At 71.2% G+C, this 17,290-nt stretch carries 14 protein-coding genes and 1 pseudogene; 7 read left to right on the top strand and 8 right to left on the bottom strand.

Annotated elements, in window-relative coordinates:
* Window positions 1-161: 161 nt before the first annotated feature.
* Entirely contained in the window at window positions 162-710 is a 549-nt protein-coding gene (locus ACFY04_RS28590) for a hypothetical protein (protein ID WP_389120968.1), read from the bottom strand.
* A 506-nt stretch (window positions 711-1,216) separates the two neighbouring features.
* Between ACFY04_RS28590 and ACFY04_RS28585 the strand changes: the two genes are divergently transcribed.
* Window positions 1,217-2,581 carry a glutamate decarboxylase gene (locus tag ACFY04_RS28585; protein WP_389120966.1) on the top strand — a complete coding sequence of 455 codons (1,365 nt, stop codon included), beginning with the start codon at window positions 1,217-1,219 and terminating at the stop codon, window positions 2,579-2,581.
* A 64-nt stretch (window positions 2,582-2,645) separates the two neighbouring features.
* On the opposite strand, the gene ACFY04_RS28580 is transcribed toward ACFY04_RS28585, so the two are convergent.
* Window positions 2,646-3,374, bottom strand: a complete 729-nt coding sequence (locus ACFY04_RS28580; RefSeq protein ID WP_389120963.1) for a hypothetical protein — start codon at window positions 3,372-3,374, stop codon at window positions 2,646-2,648.
* Between the two features lie 79 nt (window positions 3,375-3,453).
* Between ACFY04_RS28580 and ACFY04_RS28575 the strand changes: the two genes are divergently transcribed.
* Both ACFY04_RS28575 and tpg read left to right on the top strand, forming a co-directional pair.
* Entirely contained in the window at window positions 3,454-4,374 is a 921-nt protein-coding gene (locus ACFY04_RS28575) for a LysR substrate-binding domain-containing protein (protein ID WP_389120960.1), read from the top strand.
* Between the two features lie 88 nt (window positions 4,375-4,462).
* A pseudogene (gene tpg, locus ACFY04_RS28570) lies at window positions 4,463-4,707 on the top strand (telomere-protecting terminal protein Tpg); the annotation flags it as partial.
* A gap of 220 nt (window positions 4,708-4,927) precedes the next feature.
* Here tpg and ACFY04_RS28565 read toward each other — a convergent pair.
* From ACFY04_RS28565 to ACFY04_RS28540, 6 genes are all read right to left on the bottom strand, one after another.
* The gene (locus tag ACFY04_RS28565) at window positions 4,928-5,986 is read right to left on the bottom strand and encodes a 3-oxoacyl-ACP synthase III family protein (protein WP_389120958.1); all 1,059 of its coding nucleotides are present in this window, start codon (window positions 5,984-5,986) and stop codon (window positions 4,928-4,930) included.
* Window positions 5,983-6,675, bottom strand: coding sequence for an HAD family hydrolase (locus ACFY04_RS28560; protein WP_389120955.1), 693 nt, complete (start codon window positions 6,673-6,675; stop codon window positions 5,983-5,985). Before ACFY04_RS28560 ends, ACFY04_RS28565 begins: the two co-directional genes overlap by 4 nt.
* Window positions 6,672-7,763 (bottom strand): ScbA/BarX family gamma-butyrolactone biosynthesis protein, encoded by a 1,092-nt coding sequence (locus tag ACFY04_RS28555; protein WP_389120952.1) that lies wholly within the window; start codon window positions 7,761-7,763, stop codon window positions 6,672-6,674. The genes ACFY04_RS28560 and ACFY04_RS28555 overlap by 4 nt, the downstream gene beginning before the upstream one ends.
* Before the next feature lie 64 nt (window positions 7,764-7,827).
* Window positions 7,828-8,871: a ketoacyl-ACP synthase III family protein gene (locus ACFY04_RS28550; RefSeq protein WP_389120950.1), complete on the bottom strand. Its 1,044-nt coding sequence runs from the start codon at window positions 8,869-8,871 to the stop codon at window positions 7,828-7,830.
* The gene (locus tag ACFY04_RS28545) at window positions 8,868-10,394 is read right to left on the bottom strand and encodes an FAD-dependent oxidoreductase (protein ID WP_389120948.1); all 1,527 of its coding nucleotides are present in this window, start codon (window positions 10,392-10,394) and stop codon (window positions 8,868-8,870) included. Before ACFY04_RS28545 ends, ACFY04_RS28550 begins: the two co-directional genes overlap by 4 nt.
* A gap of 103 nt (window positions 10,395-10,497) precedes the next feature.
* Window positions 10,498-11,892: an MFS transporter gene (locus ACFY04_RS28540; protein ID WP_389120946.1), complete on the bottom strand. Its 1,395-nt coding sequence runs from the start codon at window positions 11,890-11,892 to the stop codon at window positions 10,498-10,500.
* A gap of 221 nt (window positions 11,893-12,113) precedes the next feature.
* Between ACFY04_RS28540 and ACFY04_RS28535 the strand changes: the two genes are divergently transcribed.
* The 4 genes from ACFY04_RS28535 (at window position 12,114) to ACFY04_RS28520 (ending at window position 17,261) form a co-directional block, all read left to right on the top strand.
* On the top strand, window positions 12,114-12,512 hold the full coding sequence (locus ACFY04_RS28535; RefSeq protein ID WP_389120944.1) for a nuclear transport factor 2 family protein: 399 nt from the start codon (window positions 12,114-12,116) through the stop codon (window positions 12,510-12,512).
* 54 nt (window positions 12,513-12,566) lie between these two features.
* Window positions 12,567-15,047: an alpha/beta fold hydrolase gene (locus ACFY04_RS28530; protein ID WP_389120942.1), complete on the top strand. Its 2,481-nt coding sequence runs from the start codon at window positions 12,567-12,569 to the stop codon at window positions 15,045-15,047.
* 172 nt (window positions 15,048-15,219) lie between these two features.
* Entirely contained in the window at window positions 15,220-15,954 is a 735-nt protein-coding gene (locus tag ACFY04_RS28525) for an Ldh family oxidoreductase (RefSeq protein ID WP_389120941.1), read from the top strand.
* 440 nt (window positions 15,955-16,394) lie between these two features.
* The gene (locus ACFY04_RS28520; RefSeq protein ID WP_389120939.1) at window positions 16,395-17,261 is read left to right on the top strand and encodes a helix-turn-helix domain-containing protein; all 867 of its coding nucleotides are present in this window, start codon (window positions 16,395-16,397) and stop codon (window positions 17,259-17,261) included.
* Window positions 17,262-17,290 lie beyond the last annotated feature (29 nt).

Below are 17,290 nucleotides of genomic sequence, written 5' to 3'. Positions count from 1 at the left end.
GAAGTGAGTACGCGTACTCCCGTGCGGGACAGCGGTCCACCGGCAGGCTGCGGTCATGCGAACGGTCTCCCTCCCGCGGCCCCTGATGGCGGCCGTGCTCGGCGCCCTGGCCCTCTCCGCCTGCGGCGTGCCGAACGCGGACACCGACTCCACCGGGTGTCCTACAGCAGGGCGATCGAACTCGCCCGGTCGTTCATCGCGTCCCCGACGTACGAGGCCGACTGCTGGTACTCCTGGTGGACACCGGAGGTGTTGGGTGCATCCCACAACTCCAGCCAGCAAGACAGCGCGGTCAGCGAGCTGACGGAGTTGTTCCAGGTGCCTTCGAGGTTGATCTGGGCGTCCCGGCCGTTGCCGCTCTGACAGCCGCTGCCGCCGGTTAAGACCAGGGCGGAGCCGCCGTAATTCGAGTCCGTGTAAATGACGCCGAGCTGCACGGCCTCCGCCCCAGTGGTGCCCGAGGAGCCCTTGAGACGGTCAGCCAGCTCCTGGTCGATGTGCCTCGCCGACAGCGGCGCGTCGGCGATCCGTCCGTTGGTGGAGGCGGTGACGGCCTCACGGAACGTGCCGTAGCACTGCATGCTGCCTGAATCGACGTTGAGCACGCAGTTCCTCGGAGCGGGCGCTGCGTTCGCGGTGGCGGCGGCCGTGCCCAAGGCCAGGATGGTGGTAGCTGCGGCAATGGCGATACGTGACGTACGGGCAAACATGGGTCGCTCCTGTCTCGTGGACGTTCTACCGGCAGCGAGGATGCTTCCGCCTTCGTCCCGCATGAGCCAGGGGCACATTCGGCCAGGGTCGGTGTATGTGACATGCGTTGCTGCGAGTCAGTGGGCGATGCGTCGCGCTATGTACGCTTCATGACCTGCCGTGACACGTTGAGCAGGTCGTCGGCAGCAGCCTGAAGGAGGGGCCGGAGAACCGGCGCGAACTGTTCGAAACCGCAGCTGCCAGACCTGTTCGTGAAGCGCGAGGCTGAGGCCGTGGCACCGGCCGGACTGCGCGACCGCGTCACCGCCACCGTACGGACCCTGGCCACCCGCTACGAGGGTTGAGCCTGGGCGGAGGGTTCTCCCGACCGGGCGCCGGCGGCCCGCACCCTCGCAACCCATCCGGGACCCGCACGCGCCCGGCCCGTCTGTGGCGGTGCCGCCGACCGGCGGCCACGCGGTGTGTCCCTCGACCGCGGCCGGCTCCGGCGCTGTTGAATCGGGGTATGACCAAGCGCGACGACTCAGCTCTGTTCGGTAACCGGTTCCTGACGGTGCCCGCTCCTTCGGAGACCTTCCCCGAGGAAGGCATGGCCGCGACGGACGCGATGAGGCTCGTGGATGTGGATCTCGCCATGGAGGGCGACCCGCAGCGCAACCTCGCCACGTTCGTCACCACGTGGATGGAGCCGGAGGCGCAACGGCTGATCGCCGAGAACCTTCACCGCAATTTCATCGACCATGCGGAGTACCCCATTTCCGCCGAGATCGAGCAGCGCTGCGTGCGCATGCTCGCCGACCTCTTCCACGCACCGGGCAGGACGACCGGATGCCGGACCCAGGGCTCATCCGAGGCGATCATGCTCGGCGCGCTGTCGTTGAAGTGGAAATGGCGCGAGCGCCGCCAGGCAGCCGGCCTGTCGACCGACCGGCCCAACCTGGTTTTCGGGGGTGACGTCCACGTCGTGTGGGAGAAGTTCTGCCGCTACTTCGACGTCGAACCGCGGATCGTACCGCTCGCCGAGGACAAGTACACGATCGGCCCGGAGGACGTGGAGCCCCACCTCGACGAGAACACGATCGGCGTCGTCGCCGTCCTCGGCACCACGTTCACCGGCCACAAGGACGATGTCGTCGGGATCGACAAGCTCCTGCGGGACGTTCGCAAAAAGCGGGACCTCGACATTCCGATCCATGTCGACGGTGCCAGTGGCGCATTCGTGTGGCCCTTCCTCTACCCGGACTCGAAATGGGACTTCCGGCTCGAGCAGGTCCGTTCGATCAACGTCTCGGGACACAAATACGGACTGGTCTACCCCGGCATCGGATGGCTGGTCTTCCGCGAGGAGGCCGACCTCGCCAAGGACCTCGTCTTCTACGAGAACTACCTGGGCAAGACCGACGCGACGTTCACGCTGAACTTCTCCACCGGTGCGTCGATGGTCCTCGCGCAGTACTACAACTTCGTGCGGCTCGGCCGCCAGGGCTACACCTACGTCATGAAGGCGATGCAGGAGAACGCCCGCGCACTGGCGGACAACCTGCGCGGCAGCGGCCGCTTCGAAGTGATCGGGAGCGACCTCGAGCAGCTGCCGCTGGTCGCTTTCCGTCTCGCCGGCAAGCACGCCTACGACGAGTCCGACATCGCCTGGCAGCTCTCGGCCGAGCGGGGCTGGATGGTGCCGGCCTACACCCTCCCGCCCAACGCGGAACGGGTGAAGATCCTGCGCGCCCTGGTCAAGGAGACCCTGAGCCGCGAACAGGTCGACCGCCTGACCCAGGACATCGCCGACGCATGTCGCACCCTGGACGACAAGGGCGCGACCCACAGCATTGAGCGGACCCAGGTCAAGCGCGGCACCGGCTACTGACGCACTGTAACGGAGCGGTCTTTCGAGCGGCCGGCAATCGGCGACCCGTGAAGCGGTCACGGGATCAGGAGGCGGTCAACGCGTTGACGAGCTGGGCGAACTCGGTACGCTGCCGGTCGGTCAGTGTGGCGTAGAGCGGCGCCTGCATCTCGTCGGTGAGTTGCTCGGCACGTTGCAGTCGGGGGACCTGTGCCGCGGCAACGGGGGGCGGCTCTTGCCAGCCGTAGTGGGTTGCCTGTTCGACACCGAGGTTGATGACCATGGCCTCTTGGCCGCTCAGCCCGGACAGGCGCACCGCGGCCAGATGGCAGGCGCCACGATGTTCCCGTAGTACGTGTATGCGCTGCATGGCCGCGCCCACCGGGTCGTTGCCGGGGCAGGGTTGCGCGCGCCAGCCGGCGAACAGGGGAAGGGCGTCGGCGCCGGCACCGGCGATCAGCTGCTGTGCCAGGTGATTGAAGTGCTCCACGTCGGCGTCGCCGGGGATACGGGCGCGCCCCCACGTCCGGACGGCCTGCGCATAGCAGGCGGCGGCCTCGTCCGCCGGCATCACGGGCCGTCCCGCCAGCCAGCCCGCGGTAACGAGGTGGGGGCCGAGGAAGCCCTGTACCGCTTGGATGACCGAGACCGGTGCCTCGCCGAGCACCCCGAACCGTCCGCGGCAGTAGAAGCCGCGCCCCGGGGCGAACCCGGCACTCAGACCGACGGCGGCCGTGGCCTCGTCGGACATGAACTCGTCACCGAAATCGTGGAGGGGCCGGGCAACCGCGGAGATGCAGTCGAGGATTTCCATGCGCTGAAGGTCGCCCACGCCGACTCGGTAGGTCAAGGGGGTGTTTTCTGATGGGACCCTTTAGTTAACCTATCGAGTCATGCTGGATATCCGCCGTCTGCACATGCTCAAGACCGTCGCCGCCCGCGGCTCGATTACCGCGGCCGCCCAGTCACTGGCACTGTCCGCCGGTGCCGTGTCCCAGCAGCTGTCCGCGCTGCAGCACGACGTGGGAGTCGACCTGCTGCGCCCCGACGGGCGAACCGTGGCACTGACGGAGGCGGGCCAGGTGCTCCTCGAACACGCCGACCGGATCTTCGCCGCCGTGGAGGAAGCCGAATGCGCCATCGCAGCGTCCAAGGGCACGGTCGGTGCCACCGCAACGCTCGCCGCATTGCCCTCTACCGTCGCCAGGATCGTGGCCCCCGCGCTCACCGCACTGGGCTCACACCACCCGCAGCTCACCGTGACGTGCCTCGTCACCGACCAGGCGCAACTGCGGGAACTCACACTCGGCACCGTCGATGTCGTACTGGGACAGCGCTATCACCACCTACCCGACGCGACACCCCGGGGCGTCGAGGTCTCACCGCTGCTCGACGATCCCCTGCTCGTCGTCACCGCGGCCGCCGACCGAGCCGACGAGCGGCCCGTCGCCCTGCGCGACCTGGCCACCCACAGCCTCGCCGTACCACCGCCGGCCACGGCCTGCGGACAGGCCATCCTGCGCGCCTGCCAGCAGGCCGGCTTCACACCCGCGCCCCGCTACATCACCGCCGACATCGCCGCCCAGCTCACCCTCGCACGGGCCGGCCTCGCCACCGCGCTCGTCCCCCGAACGGCCATCGACCCGACCACACCAGGAATCCGCACGACACCCATCGAGGACCACCCGATCCAGCGCCTCCTGTTCGCCGCGACCCGGCACACCGAGACCGCGAACCCGACAACCACGGCCGTCATCGCAGCGCTGCTCGCGGCCGCGCGGCAGGATCGCACCACCCGCCACCCGCCGGCCTAGGACAAGGCCGTCGAGCCGGTGCGAACGCTTCAACCTGAGTCGCTCTTCGGAGCGGCCGGTGCCGGCTGGGTGAGGGTGGACAGACCGGGTCCGGGTGCGGTCGGTCGAGCGCTGCCGCACGGGAGAGCGGAAAACCCGCCGAAGGCGGTCACCGGCCGGATCGACGCAGCCGTGCGCGCACGCCGGCAGGCTGCCGTGCGCGGGCGCCGCCGCGAACAGGCCGCCACCAGCACCGGCATCACGGTCGAGACGCGGGCCCGGTTCGGCTGCACCGCGCCCGTGGGCACCACCGGCGACGGCCGCATGCGGCGCCTCACCGTCCGCCTTCCCCCGGCAGCGACCGCAGAAGTCGCCCCGCCTGCCGCCAGCCGGCCCGACCCGCGTCAGAAGGCGACGGGGACCCTCAGGCCGAGCGCGACGTCCGCCCGGCGGCACCCCGCGCGGACGGCAGCCGGCTCGGCCCGCGCATCCGTCCCATGACCTTCGCGGGGCACGCCAAGGGCCGGGGCGTCGACAGGGTTCACCGGCGCCCCGGCGGGGGGAAGGGCGGGGGTCAGCCGGTGGCGGCGGCCAGGATGCGGGGGGCGGTCGCGTGGGCGGTGGGGGCCCAGCTGAGTACGGTGGAGCCCACCGACATGCCGCCGCCGAAGCCGGACAGGAGCACCACGTCGTCCTCGGCGAGCAGGCCGCGGCGGTGGATCTCGTCGAGGGTGATGGCGATGGACGCGGCGCCGGTGTTGCCGTACCGGGCGAGCTCCAGGTGGAGGGCGGCGTTGTCCAGGCCGAGCGCCGGCCATACCTCGCCGATCATGACGGCGTTGGCCTGGTGCGGGACGAAGTGGTCGACGGAGCCCGCCGGCAGCCCGGTTCGGGCCAGCAGCTCCGCGACGGCTCCGGGCAGGTTCTCCTGGACGAACGCGCGCACGCCGCGGCCGTCCATGCGGAAGTGGTGCGCGCCCTCCTCCAGGGTCCGCGCGGAGGCCGGGCGCCGGCTGCCGCCGGCCGGGACGCCGATCAGCTCGTGCTGGTCGCCCCGGGTCAGCAGGCTGGTGCCGAGCAGGCCGTGGCCGGAGGGCGAGGGGCCGAGGACGGCGGCGCCCGCTCCGTCGCCGAAGAGGATGGCCGTCCTGCGGTCGGTGTGGTCCAGGATCCGTGAGTAGATGTCCGCGCCGATGACCAGGCCGTGGACGTCGCCGGGCTCGGCGCGCAGGAGGCGTTCGGTGACCGTCAGCCCGCAGACGAAGCCGCTGCAGACGGAGTTGACGTCGAAGGCGGCGGCGTTGACGGCGCCGAGCAGGTGCTGGACCACCGCGGCGGTGGCCGGCTGGGGCTGGTCGGGGGTGGAGGTGGCGACCACGATGTACGAGAGGTCGTGCGGGCGGATGCCCGCCTGTTCCAGGGCCCGGCGGCCGGCGTGGGCGGCGAGGTCGGAGGTGGCCTCGTGCGGGGCGGCCCGGCGGCGTTCGCGGATGCCCGTCTTGCGCACGATCCACTCGTCGGTCACTCCGGTGGCGCCGGCCACCTCGTCGTTGCCGACGACCTGCTCGGGCAGGTAGGAGCCGGTGGCCAGGACTGCGATCGGGTTCTTCGTTTCGCGGGGTCCGTTCGTCACGTTCTCATCTCCTGAGGTCGGGGCTCGGCGGCCGCTCGTGTGCCGGGCAGCCGCTCCCATCCGGCCAGCTGCGCGTGCGCGGCGAGTACGGGGTCGGAGCCGACGACCACCGGGCGGCCGACGGAGCGGAGCAGGTCGAGGTCGCTGCTGTGGTCCCCGTAGGCCGAGCAGTGCGCGAGGTCGAGGCCGCGGACGGCGGCGACGGCGTGGGCGGTGCGGCCCTTGGCCGCGCCGATCAGCGGGGTGACCACCTCGCCGGTCAGGACGCCGCCCCGGATGACGGGCCGGGTGCCGAAGGCCCAGTCGGCGCCGAGGTGTTCGGTGATCGGGTCCAGGCAGGCGAAGAAGGATCCGGAGACCAGGACGGTCAGGTCGCCGCGCCGGCGGTGTGCGGCGAAGCGGGCGGTGGGGCCGGGGATGAAGGGCGCGCCGGCCAGTTCGTGGGCGAACCAGGCCCGGCCGGACGCCGCCAGGGCTGCCGCGTTCTCCCCGGCGTAGAGGCGGTAGTACCGGCGGTTGACCTCGGCGCGCGGGACGCCGTGGGCTGCGGCACGGTGCAGGGTGCCGGTGAGGCGTTCGTAGGTGCCGGGGGCCGCTCCCCGGCGTTCCAGGTGGAACGCCAGGAAGCGGAACATGCTCTTGAAGCCGATGAGCGTCTCGTCGACGTCGAAGAAGGCGGCGGTGGTCATCGCGGGTTCCGGACCCGGGCGAGGTTGAGCGTGAGCAGGCACAGGCTTTCGCCGTCCTGGTGGGCCTCGACACGTACCGGCACGCGGTCGGTGTCCGGGGTGTTCTCGTCGCCGAGCTCCACGATCCCGCCCTGGGTGTAGTAGACGGCGGGTTCGGCCGGGCGGCCGGTGTCGCGGTGTCCGCCGACGACTGCGGTGAGGGTGGCCGGGCTGTCCAGTTCGCCGAAGCGGCTGAAGGTCACCGCGAGGTCGGTCGGGTAGGTGCGGGACGGCGACATGCCGCGCACGTCGAGGGCTCCGTAGAGGGCGATCTGGCGGGCGGCCTCGGCGATGACCATGCCGGGCAGGTGGTCCTGCGGGTGGTCGAACATGCTGGGGTGGCTGCCGGGGGTGCGGATCCCGGCAGTCAGGGTGTCTCCGGCGGCCTCGATGCCGGTGAGGACGACGTTGTCGGCGTTGGCCCGGCCCACGCGGTACGGCTCGACCGGTGCGCCGGTGGCGCTGCCCGGCCCCGGGTGGTCGGCGGAGGAGGGCAGCGGTCTCTGGTCGCGGTTGCGCAGCCGCAGCGCGACGTACGACTCGGGGGACTTGAAGCGCAGGCCGATGCCGGCGCGGCCGATGCTGGCGTCGCCGACGCGCAGGTCCACGTCGTAGTCGAGGCCGTTCGTGCGGCCTTCGCGGACGTAGCGGTTTCTGGTGGTGACGTGCAGGGTCAGCTGGCAGGGGGAGGCGCCGACGGCTATCCGGTCGGGGCGGGAGAGGTGGACCCGCAGGTGGGTGAGGATGAACTTGTCCGTCCGGGGCACTGCGAAGTAGGCGTGGGCGCCGGCCAGTGCGGCCTGCCGGCAGGCCTCGAGCAGCAGGACCGGGTCGTAGACGTTGGGGTTCAGCAGGTGGTCGCCGTAGTAGGCGTGGGAGCGCGGCAGCTGGGCCGCGGCGACGTACGAGGTTCCGCCGAGGGGCTGGAGGTCGGTGAGGAAGACTTCGCCGAGCGAGTCCCGGTGGACCAGTGTGCGGTCGACGGTACGGCTGTAGCTCAGCTCAAGTGCGGCGAGGTCCTGTTCCAGCGGTGAGGGTGCGGTGGTCACGTGCGGAACCTGCTTTCTCGGGTGGTGTGCTGCTTCTGCTGGTGCTTGTTCGTCGTCCGGGTGGTCAGCGGCGCTCCAGGAGCACTCCTGTCCAGGTGAAACCGGCTCCCGCGCCGAGCAGGACGATCCGGTCGCCCGCGGCGAAGGTGTGGTGGCGTTCGAGGTGGTCGAGGCCGGCGATCTGGTCGCCGCTGCCGAGGTGGCCGACGGTGGCGCCGAAGTCCCACAGGGATTTCGCGGCGCCGCCCGGGAACTCGGGGAAGTAGTTCTCCTGGAGCAGGGGCAGGCCCAGGTTGGGGTAGACGACGTGGCGCAGTGCGGGGTCCGTGCCGGAGGGCAGGAGGGCCCGGCGGATCTCGCGGACGGCTCGGCGGGTGGCCTCGCGCAGGCTGTCGGTGCCGTGGGCGGCGAGGTAGCGCTTCTTGGCGGCGCGGACGTCGTGTTCGGCGCCGAACAGGGCGCGTGTCTCGGGGGCCGGCTCGTCGAGGCGGTGCAGTCCTTCGAGTTCCGGGTCGCTGACGCTGTGGATGGTCAGGACGTGCCAGCCGGTGGCCTCGGGGGCAGGGGTGCCGGCGGTCAGGACGGCGGCGGCGGCTCCGTCGCCGTAGACGATGCCGTAGTCGGCGGTGAAGCGGTCGAAGCCGGAGGCGGCGAAGCGGTCGGTGGCGACGATGAGGGCGTTGTGCCGGCCGCTGCCGGAGAGGAGGCCGGCGGCGAGGTCGAGGACGAGGAGCTGTGCGTTGCAGCCCTGGCTGACGGTGAAGGGCAGGGCGCGGGTGGCGCCGAGCCGGGACTGGAGCCAGGAGGCCGGGGACCACAGGCGCTGGTGGCCGTGGCGGTGGATGGCGGTGACCGCGATGAGGTCGATCTCCTGCGGTTTGGTCCCGGCGGCGGCCAGGGCGCGCTCGGCGGCGACGAGGGCCATGTCGCCGGGGTAGAGGGTCTCTTCGGCGGCGATGGTGCGGTAGCCGGTGGCGCGGATGCGCTCGGCGTCGGAGTCGGGGTGGCGGGCGGCCTCGGTGCTCAGGTCGAGGCGCTGCTCGGGGAGGTAGCTGCCGGTGCCGGCGATGCTGAGGCCGGTCGGGGGGCGGGGCGGGGCTGTGGTCATGCCGCCTCCTTCTCGGTTTCGGCGGTGGCACCGGTGGTGGCGTCCGCGGGGACGGTCCGGGCGACGTGGCCGTCGGGGCGTACGAGGACTGCGGCGGCGCCGGCCGGGAGCCAGGCGCGCTGTGCCGGGGAGAGTTCCGCGGTGTGGGTGAGCGGGGGCAGGAGGGTGTCGTCGGGCCGGGCGCCGGGCAGGTGCAGCCAGGTGTGGCGGCCGGGTTCGGGGCGGTGGCGGGGGACGCGGGCGCCGGGCTGCAGCCGGTGGCTGCTGCGGGGTGGCAGGACGGGGTGCCCGGGGGTGGTGTCGGTGGGTGCGGTGGTGGCGGGGGTGGCGGGCGCGGGGGTCGGGCGGTAGTGGAGGTAGAGCTGGCTCCAGGCTTCCGCGTATCCGGTCAGCGTCTCCTGTACGGAGTTCCGTGCCGCCTGTGTGGTGGCCCGGCGCATGGCGTCGAGTAGTCCGAGGACGCTGGTGGAGCGGGCGGTTTCGGCGGCTGCGGCGCGGCGTTCGCGGTCGTAGTCGGCGAGGAGGGGGGCCTTGGAGCCGCCGAGGAGGGCGGCGAAGCGCCAGGCCAGGGCCCAGGCGTCGGCGAAGCCGGTGTTCATGGCCTGGCCGCCGGCGGGTGCGTTGAGGTGGGCGGCGTCTCCGGCCAGGACGGTCCGGCCGCAGGTGAAGCGCTCGGCGAGCCGTTCGTGGACCTGGTAGTGGGCGATGCGGTCGACGCGTTGGAACCGCAGGGCGGGGCCGAAGCCCAGGGTGTCGACGGTTTCCTGGAAGTGCCGGGTGCTCAGTTCGCTGTCGCGGTCGATCGATTCGGCCGAGACGGGTCCGGCGATGCGTACGGTGCCGTGCGGCAGCGGCAGCAGGGAGACCGCGCCGGCCGGGCCGATGTACATGGCGGAGGCGTGCGGTTCGGGGGGAAGCAGCGGGGCGCCCTCGGCGAGGAGGTAGCTCATGGGGTAGGTGGTGCCGGGGAAGCCGATGCCCAGGGCGGTGCGGACCGCGCTGCTCGCGCCGTCGGCTCCTACGAGGTGGCGGGCGGTGATCGTGTGGGGGGTGCCGTCGGTGACGGTCTCGGCGGTGACGCCGTGCTCGTCCTCCTGGTGGCGGGTGTAGCGCAGGCCGCGGAGCAGTCGGCCGCCGGCGGTGGTGAACCGGTCGGCGAGTACTGCTTCGACGTCGGGCTGCGGGACGTTGACGTAGTAGGGGAAGGCGGTGTCGAGCCGGCTGAAGTCCACGGTGAACATGGCCTGGTGGCGGGTGTGGAAGTCGATGCGGGTGTGGCGTACGCCCTTGTCCTCGACGGCGGTGCGCAGGCCCAGGCTGTCCAGGATCTCGAGTCCGGCCGCGTGCACCATGACCGCGCGGGTGCGGGGGTCGATGCCGTCGCGCTGTTCGATGACGGTGCACTGGATGCCGTGGTGGCGCAGGAGGCAGCCGAGCATCAGTCCGGTGGGGCCGGCGCCGACGACCAGGATGTCGGTGGTGTGGTGGTCGCTCGCCCGGGCGCGCGGGGTGTTCCGGTTCATCGGTTCGTCGCTTTCTCTGCGTACGGGCGTGGCCGTCGCCGGGGGCACGGGCGGGGGTGGGTCCGGCCCCCGGCGACGGTCGTTCGGTGCCGGCCGGGGGCGGTCAGTGCCGTCCGGCGGTGCGGCGGTTGCGGAGGAAGAGCGCGACCAGCAGGGCGGCGGCGATGAGGATGAGGCCGTTGACGAGGATCGCGAGGTTGATGCCGGACAGGGTCGCGGTCTTGACCGGCTCGCTGGACAGGCTCCGGATCTGGGCGGTGGCGATGGCGCTCATGATCGGGATGCCGATCGTGATGCTGACCTGCTGGGTCAGTGTGGTGATGCCGGTGGCCAGGCCCTGCTGCTCGTTGGGCAGGCCCGAGGTGGCGGTGACCATGAAGCCGACGATGGCGGCGACGTGGGCGTAGCTGCTGAGGAAGGCCAGGCCCAGGACTCCGTAGAGCCAGCCGCGGGCGTCACCGGCGAAGTACAGTGCGCCGACGGTGATGCCCTGGATGAGCAGGCCGGCGACGAGCACGGCCCGGCTGCTGCCGAGGACGCCGATCCAGCGGGGGGCGGTGACGCCTCCGAGGAAGGCGCCGACGCCGAGGACGCCGAAGGTCAGGCCGGTGGCGATGGCCGAGTAGCCCAGGACTTCCTGCAGGTAGAGGGTGAGCAGGAAGATCATGGCGGTGAAGCCGATGAAGGTGGCGGCGCCGCCGATGTTGCCCCAGGTGACGCTGCGGCGGCCGAGGATGCGCAGGGGTGCGAGCGGCTCGCTGGCGTTGAGCTCCACGAAGCCGAAGACGACGAGGAGGACGACGCCGACGGCGAGGGAGATCAGGGTGGTGGGGTCGCCCCAGCCGTACTGGCCTGCGGCGGAGATGCCGTACACGAGGGCGATGAGGCCGGCGCTGACGGAGACGGCGCCGGGGATGTCCAGCTTGCCGCCGTGTGAGCGGGAGCCCTTGAGCAGCAGGGGGGTGACGACGATCAGGAGGATGCCGATGGGGATGTTGATGAAGAAGCCCCAGCGCCAGCTCAGGGTGTCGGTGAGCAGGCCTCCCAGGATGGCACCGCAGGTGAAGCCGGCGGAGAGCATCGCTCCGTTGAGTCCGAGTGCGCGGTCGCGCAGCGGTCCTTCGGGGAAGGAGGTGATGAGCAGGGCGAGGCCTGCGGGGGTGACCATGGCGGTCGCGAGACCTTGCGCGACTCGGGCGGCGAGCAGGGGGCCTGCGGCGTCGACGAGTCCGCCTGCCAGGGAGGAGAGGGTCAGCAGGACGAGGCCGGCGAGGAAGACCTTGCGGGCCCCGACGAGGTCGGCGACCCGGCCGAAGAGCAGGCTGAACCCGGCGGCGCTGAGCGCGAAGGCCGTGGCGATCCACTGCAGGTTCTCCGTGGCGAAGCCGAGCTCGCGGCCGATGACCGGAACGGCCACGTTCATGATGGAGAAGTCCACCGCCAGGGTGAACTGCGCGCCGAGCAGCAGGAGCAGGATGAGCGTCTGCCGCTTCGTCATCCGCTCCGGTGCGGGGGCCGGGCCCGGCGAATGATCTGCCCGAGTCTCCTCGGGGCTGTTGACCGTTGACATGAGAGACCTTTCGCTTCCTGCCGGTTGGGGTGCTCCGAGCATCTGCGCGGTGTGGGGGGCTAGCCAGTACCCGCTGTTTCATAGGGCTGCGGTGGGTACCACTGGCTGGGTCTGTCTCATGCGGCCCGGGCGTGAATACGTTTCGGGGCATGACGAATTCCACACGCTCCGTAGTCGAGGACTTCTTCGGCCGGCTCGGTGCCGGCGAGGCCGACCGGGCCCTCGAACTGCTGGCGGAGCCCCTCGACTGGTTCACTCCCGGTGACACCGCGCTGATTCCGTGGATGGGACGGCGTACCACCCGCGGCGAGGTCGCGGACTTCTTCAAGCAGGCGGGCGAGAACCTCACGCCGGAGGAGTTCGCCGTCGAGCGGATCCTGGCCGAGGACGGCACCGCCGTGGCTCTGGGCCGTTTCCGCTACCGGGTGAACGCCACCGGCAAGGCGTTCACTTCGGAGTTCGCGGTCGAACTGCACGTGTCCGGCGGGCTGATCACCCGCTACCGCATGCACGAGGACAGCTACGCCATCTCCCTGGCCTTCCTCTGAGCCGTCCGGCCCACTTCGATCCGGCTTCGGACGGCGAGCGCGAAAGAGGCTTCGATGACCACCCGGTACCCCACTGAAGAAGAGACCGGCGCGGACGCCGCGCGGCCGGATGCCTACGACGTCCTGGTCGTAGGTGCCGGCCCGACCGGCCTGACCGCGGCCTGTGAACTGCTGCGCCGGGGGGTCCGCGTCAGAATCGTGGACGCGGCCCCCGGCCCCAGCGTCCATTCCAAGGCGATGCTGGTGTGGCCGCGCACCCTGGACATCCTGGAGGACCTCGGGCTCTCCGGGGGTGTCGGCCAGGTCGCGGTCAAGCTGCGGCAGATGACCTACTACTCGGAGAAGAAGCCGGTCACCCGCATGCGGATGGCCGACGACATGGCTCCCTACTGCCTGCCCCAGCGGCTCACGGAGGAGGTGCTGACCGAGGGTCTGCACCGGCTCGGCGGCCGTGTGGAGCGGGGGGTGCGGCTGGTGTCGCTGCAGGACGTGGACTTCAGCGGGGCGATACGCGAGGACCGGCCGGTCACCGCGGTGCTGGAGCACGCCGGCGGGGGCGTCGAGCGGGTCACCGTGCCCTGGGTGATCGGCGCGGACGGCGCGACGAGTGCGGTGCGCCGCCAGCTCGGCATCGCCTACGAGGGCGCCACGTACGAGAACCGTTTCCTGATCACGGACGCGAGGGTGGCCGGCGACCCGCTGGAGCCCGACGAGATCCACTACTACCAGTCACGGATGGGTGTCCTGGCGATCGTGCCGCAGCCGTTCGGACTGTTCCGTTTCTTCACCAACGCTCCTGCGGACATGGCGGACGGGACGCTGGCCGACATGCAGCGGCTGGTCGACCTGCGCGGGCCCGGCGGGCTGCGGCTGACCGAACCGGACTGGGTGACCACCTTCCGGGTGCACCGCCGCCGTGCCGCCTCCTTCCAGCTGAGCCGGGTCTTCCTGGCCGGGGACGCCGCGCACGCGCACAGTCCGATGGGCGGGCAGGGTCTGAACACCGGGATCCAGGACGCCCAGAACATCGCCTGGAAGCTGGCCTCGGTGGTGCGTGGCGAGGCGCGGCCCGGGCTGCTGGAGAGTTACACGCCGGAGCGGGCGGCGGTGGCCGATGCCGTCGTGCGCGACACCGACCTGCAGACCCGGGCTGCGATGTGGACCAGGGGCAGCCAGGTCACCCTGCGGGACACGGCGATGCGGGCCCTGGACCGTACGGGGGTCCTGGACCGCTTCTACGTGCCGGTCGCCGCGGGCCGGCGCTGGGTCTACGGCCCGGTCGCGGACGGGCCGCGGCGTACGAGGCCCGTGCACTGGTGCTCGGCCCGGGCGGGTCTGCGCCGGCACGCCCGGGAGGGTGCGGCCCTGCCGCGGCAGCTGGCCGTGGCGCTGGGGGTGGCCGGGCCGGCTGCCGATCCGGTCCGGCTGCACCTGGTGGTGCTGCCGGGCGAGAAGGACCCGGACCGCGGCCTGGCGGATGCGGTGCGCCGGCTGGCCGGGCCGTGGGCCGGCCAGGTGCGGGTGGTGGACACCGCGGCTCTGCCCGGGCGTGGCCCGGCGGTGTCGGCCGCCCGTGAACTGCGCTGCCGGCACGCCGGTTTCCACCTGGTGCGGCCGGACGGGCACATCGCCTTGCACGGGCACCGCGAGGAGCTGCGCGAGCTGTACGACACCCTCGACCGCCTTCTGGTCCCCGGGGCGGGTTCCGCCCCGGAGGCCGGTCTTTCACCGACCGTTGAACTCCCGCTGGAGGAAGAAGACATGTACCAGACCGCCGGATCCGTTCCCTTCGCCCACACCGTGGGTTCCGGCCCGCACAAGGTGATCGTGCTGCACTCCCTCTTCGGCGGGCACCAGTCGTTCTCGCCGCTGTGGCCGTACCTGGACGGGTCGCGTTTCACGTATGCGTTCATGGACGCCCGGGGCTTCGGGCGCAGCCTGGACGTGGCCGGTACGTACACGACGGACGAGATCGCCTCGGACGTGCTGACCCTGGCCGATGACATGGGCTGGCAGGAGTTCTCGCTGGTCGGGCATTCGCTGGGCGGGCAGCCGATCCAGCAGGTGCTGCTCAAGGCCCCGCAGCGGGTGAGGCGGATCGTGGGGCTGAGCCCGGTCCCCGCGGGTGGCATGCCGATCCCGGACTCCGACTTCCCGTTGTTCGCGGAGGCCGCGCACAAGGTCGAGAACCGTCGCATCGTCATCGATCTGACGACCGGGAACCGGCTGTCCCCGCACTGGGTGACGGCTTTCGCAGAGTCCTCGATGAAGGAGGTCGGGCCGGTCGCTTTCCGCAGCTACCTGGATTCCTTCCGTACCACCGATTTCGCCGACCGGGTGAGCGGCGCTCAGGTGCCGGCTCTGGTGGTGGTCGGTGAGCACGACCCGGCGGTGACGGCGGAGTCGATGCAGGAGACGTGGATGAAGCACTATCCGAACGGGCAGCTGGCGGTGGTCGGGAACGCCGGTCACTACCCGATGGTGGAGACGCCGGTGGCGCTGGCCACCCTGCTGGAGGAGTTCCTCTCCCAATAGTCCTGGCTGCCCCTCCCCCGTCCCCCGTGGGCGGGGCGCCGAGGAGGCGGAGGCGGATGTCCGGTGACTCTCCTGTCGGTTGCCCGGGCGTCCGCCTTCTGTCTGTCCGGGACCGGTTCACGGGCCGGTGTGAGAGAGGGGGGACGAGGGTGAGCGGGAAGAGGGGGGAGCGATGTCCAAGGTGATGGCGGCGCCCGTGCCGGTGCGCGGGCCGGGGACGGGTCTGGTGGCGGTGGTGGCCGGGCACGAGCTGACGGCATTCGTCAGCGCGGCCCTGGAGTCGGCGGGTGCCCGCCCGGCCGACGCGGACCTGACGGCCGAGGTGCTGGTGGCCGCCGATCTCGCGGGGGCGGCCCGGCACGGTGTGGTCCGGCTGCTCCCGTATGTGCAGGGGCTGCTGGGCGGGACGATCAACGGTGCCGCCCGGCCGGAGATCGTACGCCGGTACGGGGACGTCACCGTGATCGACGCGCATCACGGGCTGGGCCAGCCCGCGCTGGCCTTCGCCGTGGACCATGCGGTGGAGCGGGCGCGGGTGCACGGTTCGTCCGTGGTCTCGGTGCAGCATTCACGCCATGTCGGCATCACGGCCTGGTATTCGGGGCGGGCGGCGCGGGGCGGTGCCTTCGGTGTCATCACCACGCGTGCGGCGCGGTCGGGAGGGGGTGCGGGGGCGCTGCGGGAAGGGGCGGTAACAAGCCAGTTCCTGATGTGTCTGAGCCGAACCGCTGCGGGTGCCGCGCGGCCCCTTGTATTGGTCCCGCCGGCCGGCGGCGGGGCGGTGCGGCCGCGGTTGGCCCTGCCGGTTCCGGTCCTGGACGAGCTGGTCCGGATCGCGGCTCTGGTCAAGGTGCCGCCGGTACGGGCGCTGGACCGGCGACGGCCCACCCGTTCCGAATGCCCTTGAGTAAACACTCCGGACCTTTTCTATTTACCGACCCCCCTGGAGAACACGCCTGAAGCAGGTAGTACACACCCGAACCAAAAATCGTACACACCTCAACAATCAAGGTGGATTTACACGGTAAGTGACCAGTAACGCCTGGCGCCGGCAGCCCGTCCGGGAATACGGGGGCGCTGGCTGAATTGTTGTCTGTGTTCCCCTGCAGGTGGACTCGCCGGTCCTGCTCTGCTCGCCAAATCGCCTTGCCGCATGGGATCTTGGCCCCCAGTTCTGCGGGAGTGACGGACGTCACGGGCCGGAATTCGCCGTTCCGGGTTTCCTTTGTAAGGAGGCCCGTGGCGTGAATCAGCCCGGCCGCGGACGGCACTTCCCCACGTTTCCCATCGGCTAGTATTCGGCGGATGTTTCAGCGCAGTGCGCGGGCAGCGAAAGGCGAAAAAAGAATGCAGCGGGCGACGGGAGTTCGAGATTCCGATCTTGGAAAGTTCCTTCAGGTACGGCGCAGCCTGCTGTCGCCAGACGACATCGGACTGCCCAGCGACGGCAAGAGACGCCGGGTGCGGGGACTGCGCAGGGAGGAGGTCGCCCACATCGCCCAGGTCAGCGTCAACTACTACACGCGCCTGGAGCAGGGGCAGAACCGCAGCGCCTCACCCGAGGTCCTGGACGCCATCGCCAACGCGCTGCGCCTGAACCCGGGCGAGCGGGCACACCTGCACAACCTGTCCCGCGCCGCCGAGCTCGCGCGCCCGGCCAAGGCCCCCGAGGAAGTGCGGCCCGCGGTGGCCCGGATGATCTCCGCCTACCTCCAGGGGCCGGCGGTCGTGCTGGGCCGGCAGATGGACATCCTCGCCTGGAACGCCCTTGCCCGGACCATGTTCTCCGGACACATCGACATCGAGGAACTCCTCGCCCGGGACACACCGCCGAACCTGGCCGAGCTCGTCTTCCTCCACCCCGGCGCCCGCGCCCTCTACCCCCGCTGGAACGACGAGGCCGTCGAGATGGCGGGGTACCTGCGGATGATGGCCGGCCGCTTCCCGGGCGACCCGGAACTGGTCGAGCTGATCGAACGTCTCTCCCACGCGAGCCCGGAGTTCACCGAGATCTGGTCGGGACACGTGGTGTGGGACAAGACGTTCGGTACGCGCCATCTCCACCACCCGGCCGTCGGGGAGCTGACCCTCGCCTTCGAGAGCCTGCGCCTTCCCGACTCCCCCGACCAGTGCATCGTGCTGTACCACGCGGAGCCCGCCTCCCTGGAGGAAGAGGCGTTGCGCATCCTCCTGGAGGGCCGCGGCGGCGGTTAGCAGCCTGCGCCGGCCGGACACCGGCGCCG

It is taken from the genome of Streptomyces sp. NPDC001549 (assembly GCF_042894025.1).
Classification (GTDB): domain Bacteria; phylum Actinomycetota; class Actinomycetes; order Streptomycetales; family Streptomycetaceae; genus Streptomyces; species Streptomyces kutzneri.
The sequence above is the reverse complement of the archived record's forward strand: the minus strand, read 5'-3'. Positions and strand labels throughout refer to the sequence as shown.

Excerpts from the sequence above, each read along its gene's own strand:
- ACFY04_RS28590 (WP_389120968.1), bottom strand. The coding sequence starts at position 710 with ATGTTTGCCCGTACGTCACGTATCGCCATTGCCGCAGCTACCACCATC.
- ACFY04_RS28585 (WP_389120966.1), top strand. The coding sequence starts at position 1,217 with ATGACCAAGCGCGACGACTCAGCTCTGTTCGGTAACCGGTTCCTGACG.
- ACFY04_RS28580 (WP_389120963.1), bottom strand. The coding sequence starts at position 3,374 with ATGGAAATCCTCGACTGCATCTCCGCGGTTGCCCGGCCCCTCCACGAT.
- ACFY04_RS28575 (WP_389120960.1), top strand. The coding sequence starts at position 3,454 with ATGCTGGATATCCGCCGTCTGCACATGCTCAAGACCGTCGCCGCCCGC.
- ACFY04_RS28560 (WP_389120955.1), bottom strand. The coding sequence starts at position 6,675 with ATGACCACCGCCGCCTTCTTCGACGTCGACGAGACGCTCATCGGCTTC.
- ACFY04_RS28550 (WP_389120950.1), bottom strand. The coding sequence starts at position 8,871 with ATGACCACAGCCCCGCCCCGCCCCCCGACCGGCCTCAGCATCGCCGGC.
- ACFY04_RS28545 (WP_389120948.1), bottom strand. The coding sequence starts at position 10,394 with ATGAACCGGAACACCCCGCGCGCCCGGGCGAGCGACCACCACACCACC.
- ACFY04_RS28540 (WP_389120946.1), bottom strand. The coding sequence starts at position 11,892 with ATGACGAAGCGGCAGACGCTCATCCTGCTCCTGCTGCTCGGCGCGCAG.
- ACFY04_RS28535 (WP_389120944.1), top strand. The coding sequence starts at position 12,114 with ATGACGAATTCCACACGCTCCGTAGTCGAGGACTTCTTCGGCCGGCTC.
- ACFY04_RS28530 (WP_389120942.1), top strand. The coding sequence starts at position 12,567 with ATGACCACCCGGTACCCCACTGAAGAAGAGACCGGCGCGGACGCCGCG.
- ACFY04_RS28525 (WP_389120941.1), top strand. The coding sequence starts at position 15,220 with ATGTCCAAGGTGATGGCGGCGCCCGTGCCGGTGCGCGGGCCGGGGACG.
- ACFY04_RS28520 (WP_389120939.1), top strand. The coding sequence starts at position 16,395 with ATGCAGCGGGCGACGGGAGTTCGAGATTCCGATCTTGGAAAGTTCCTT.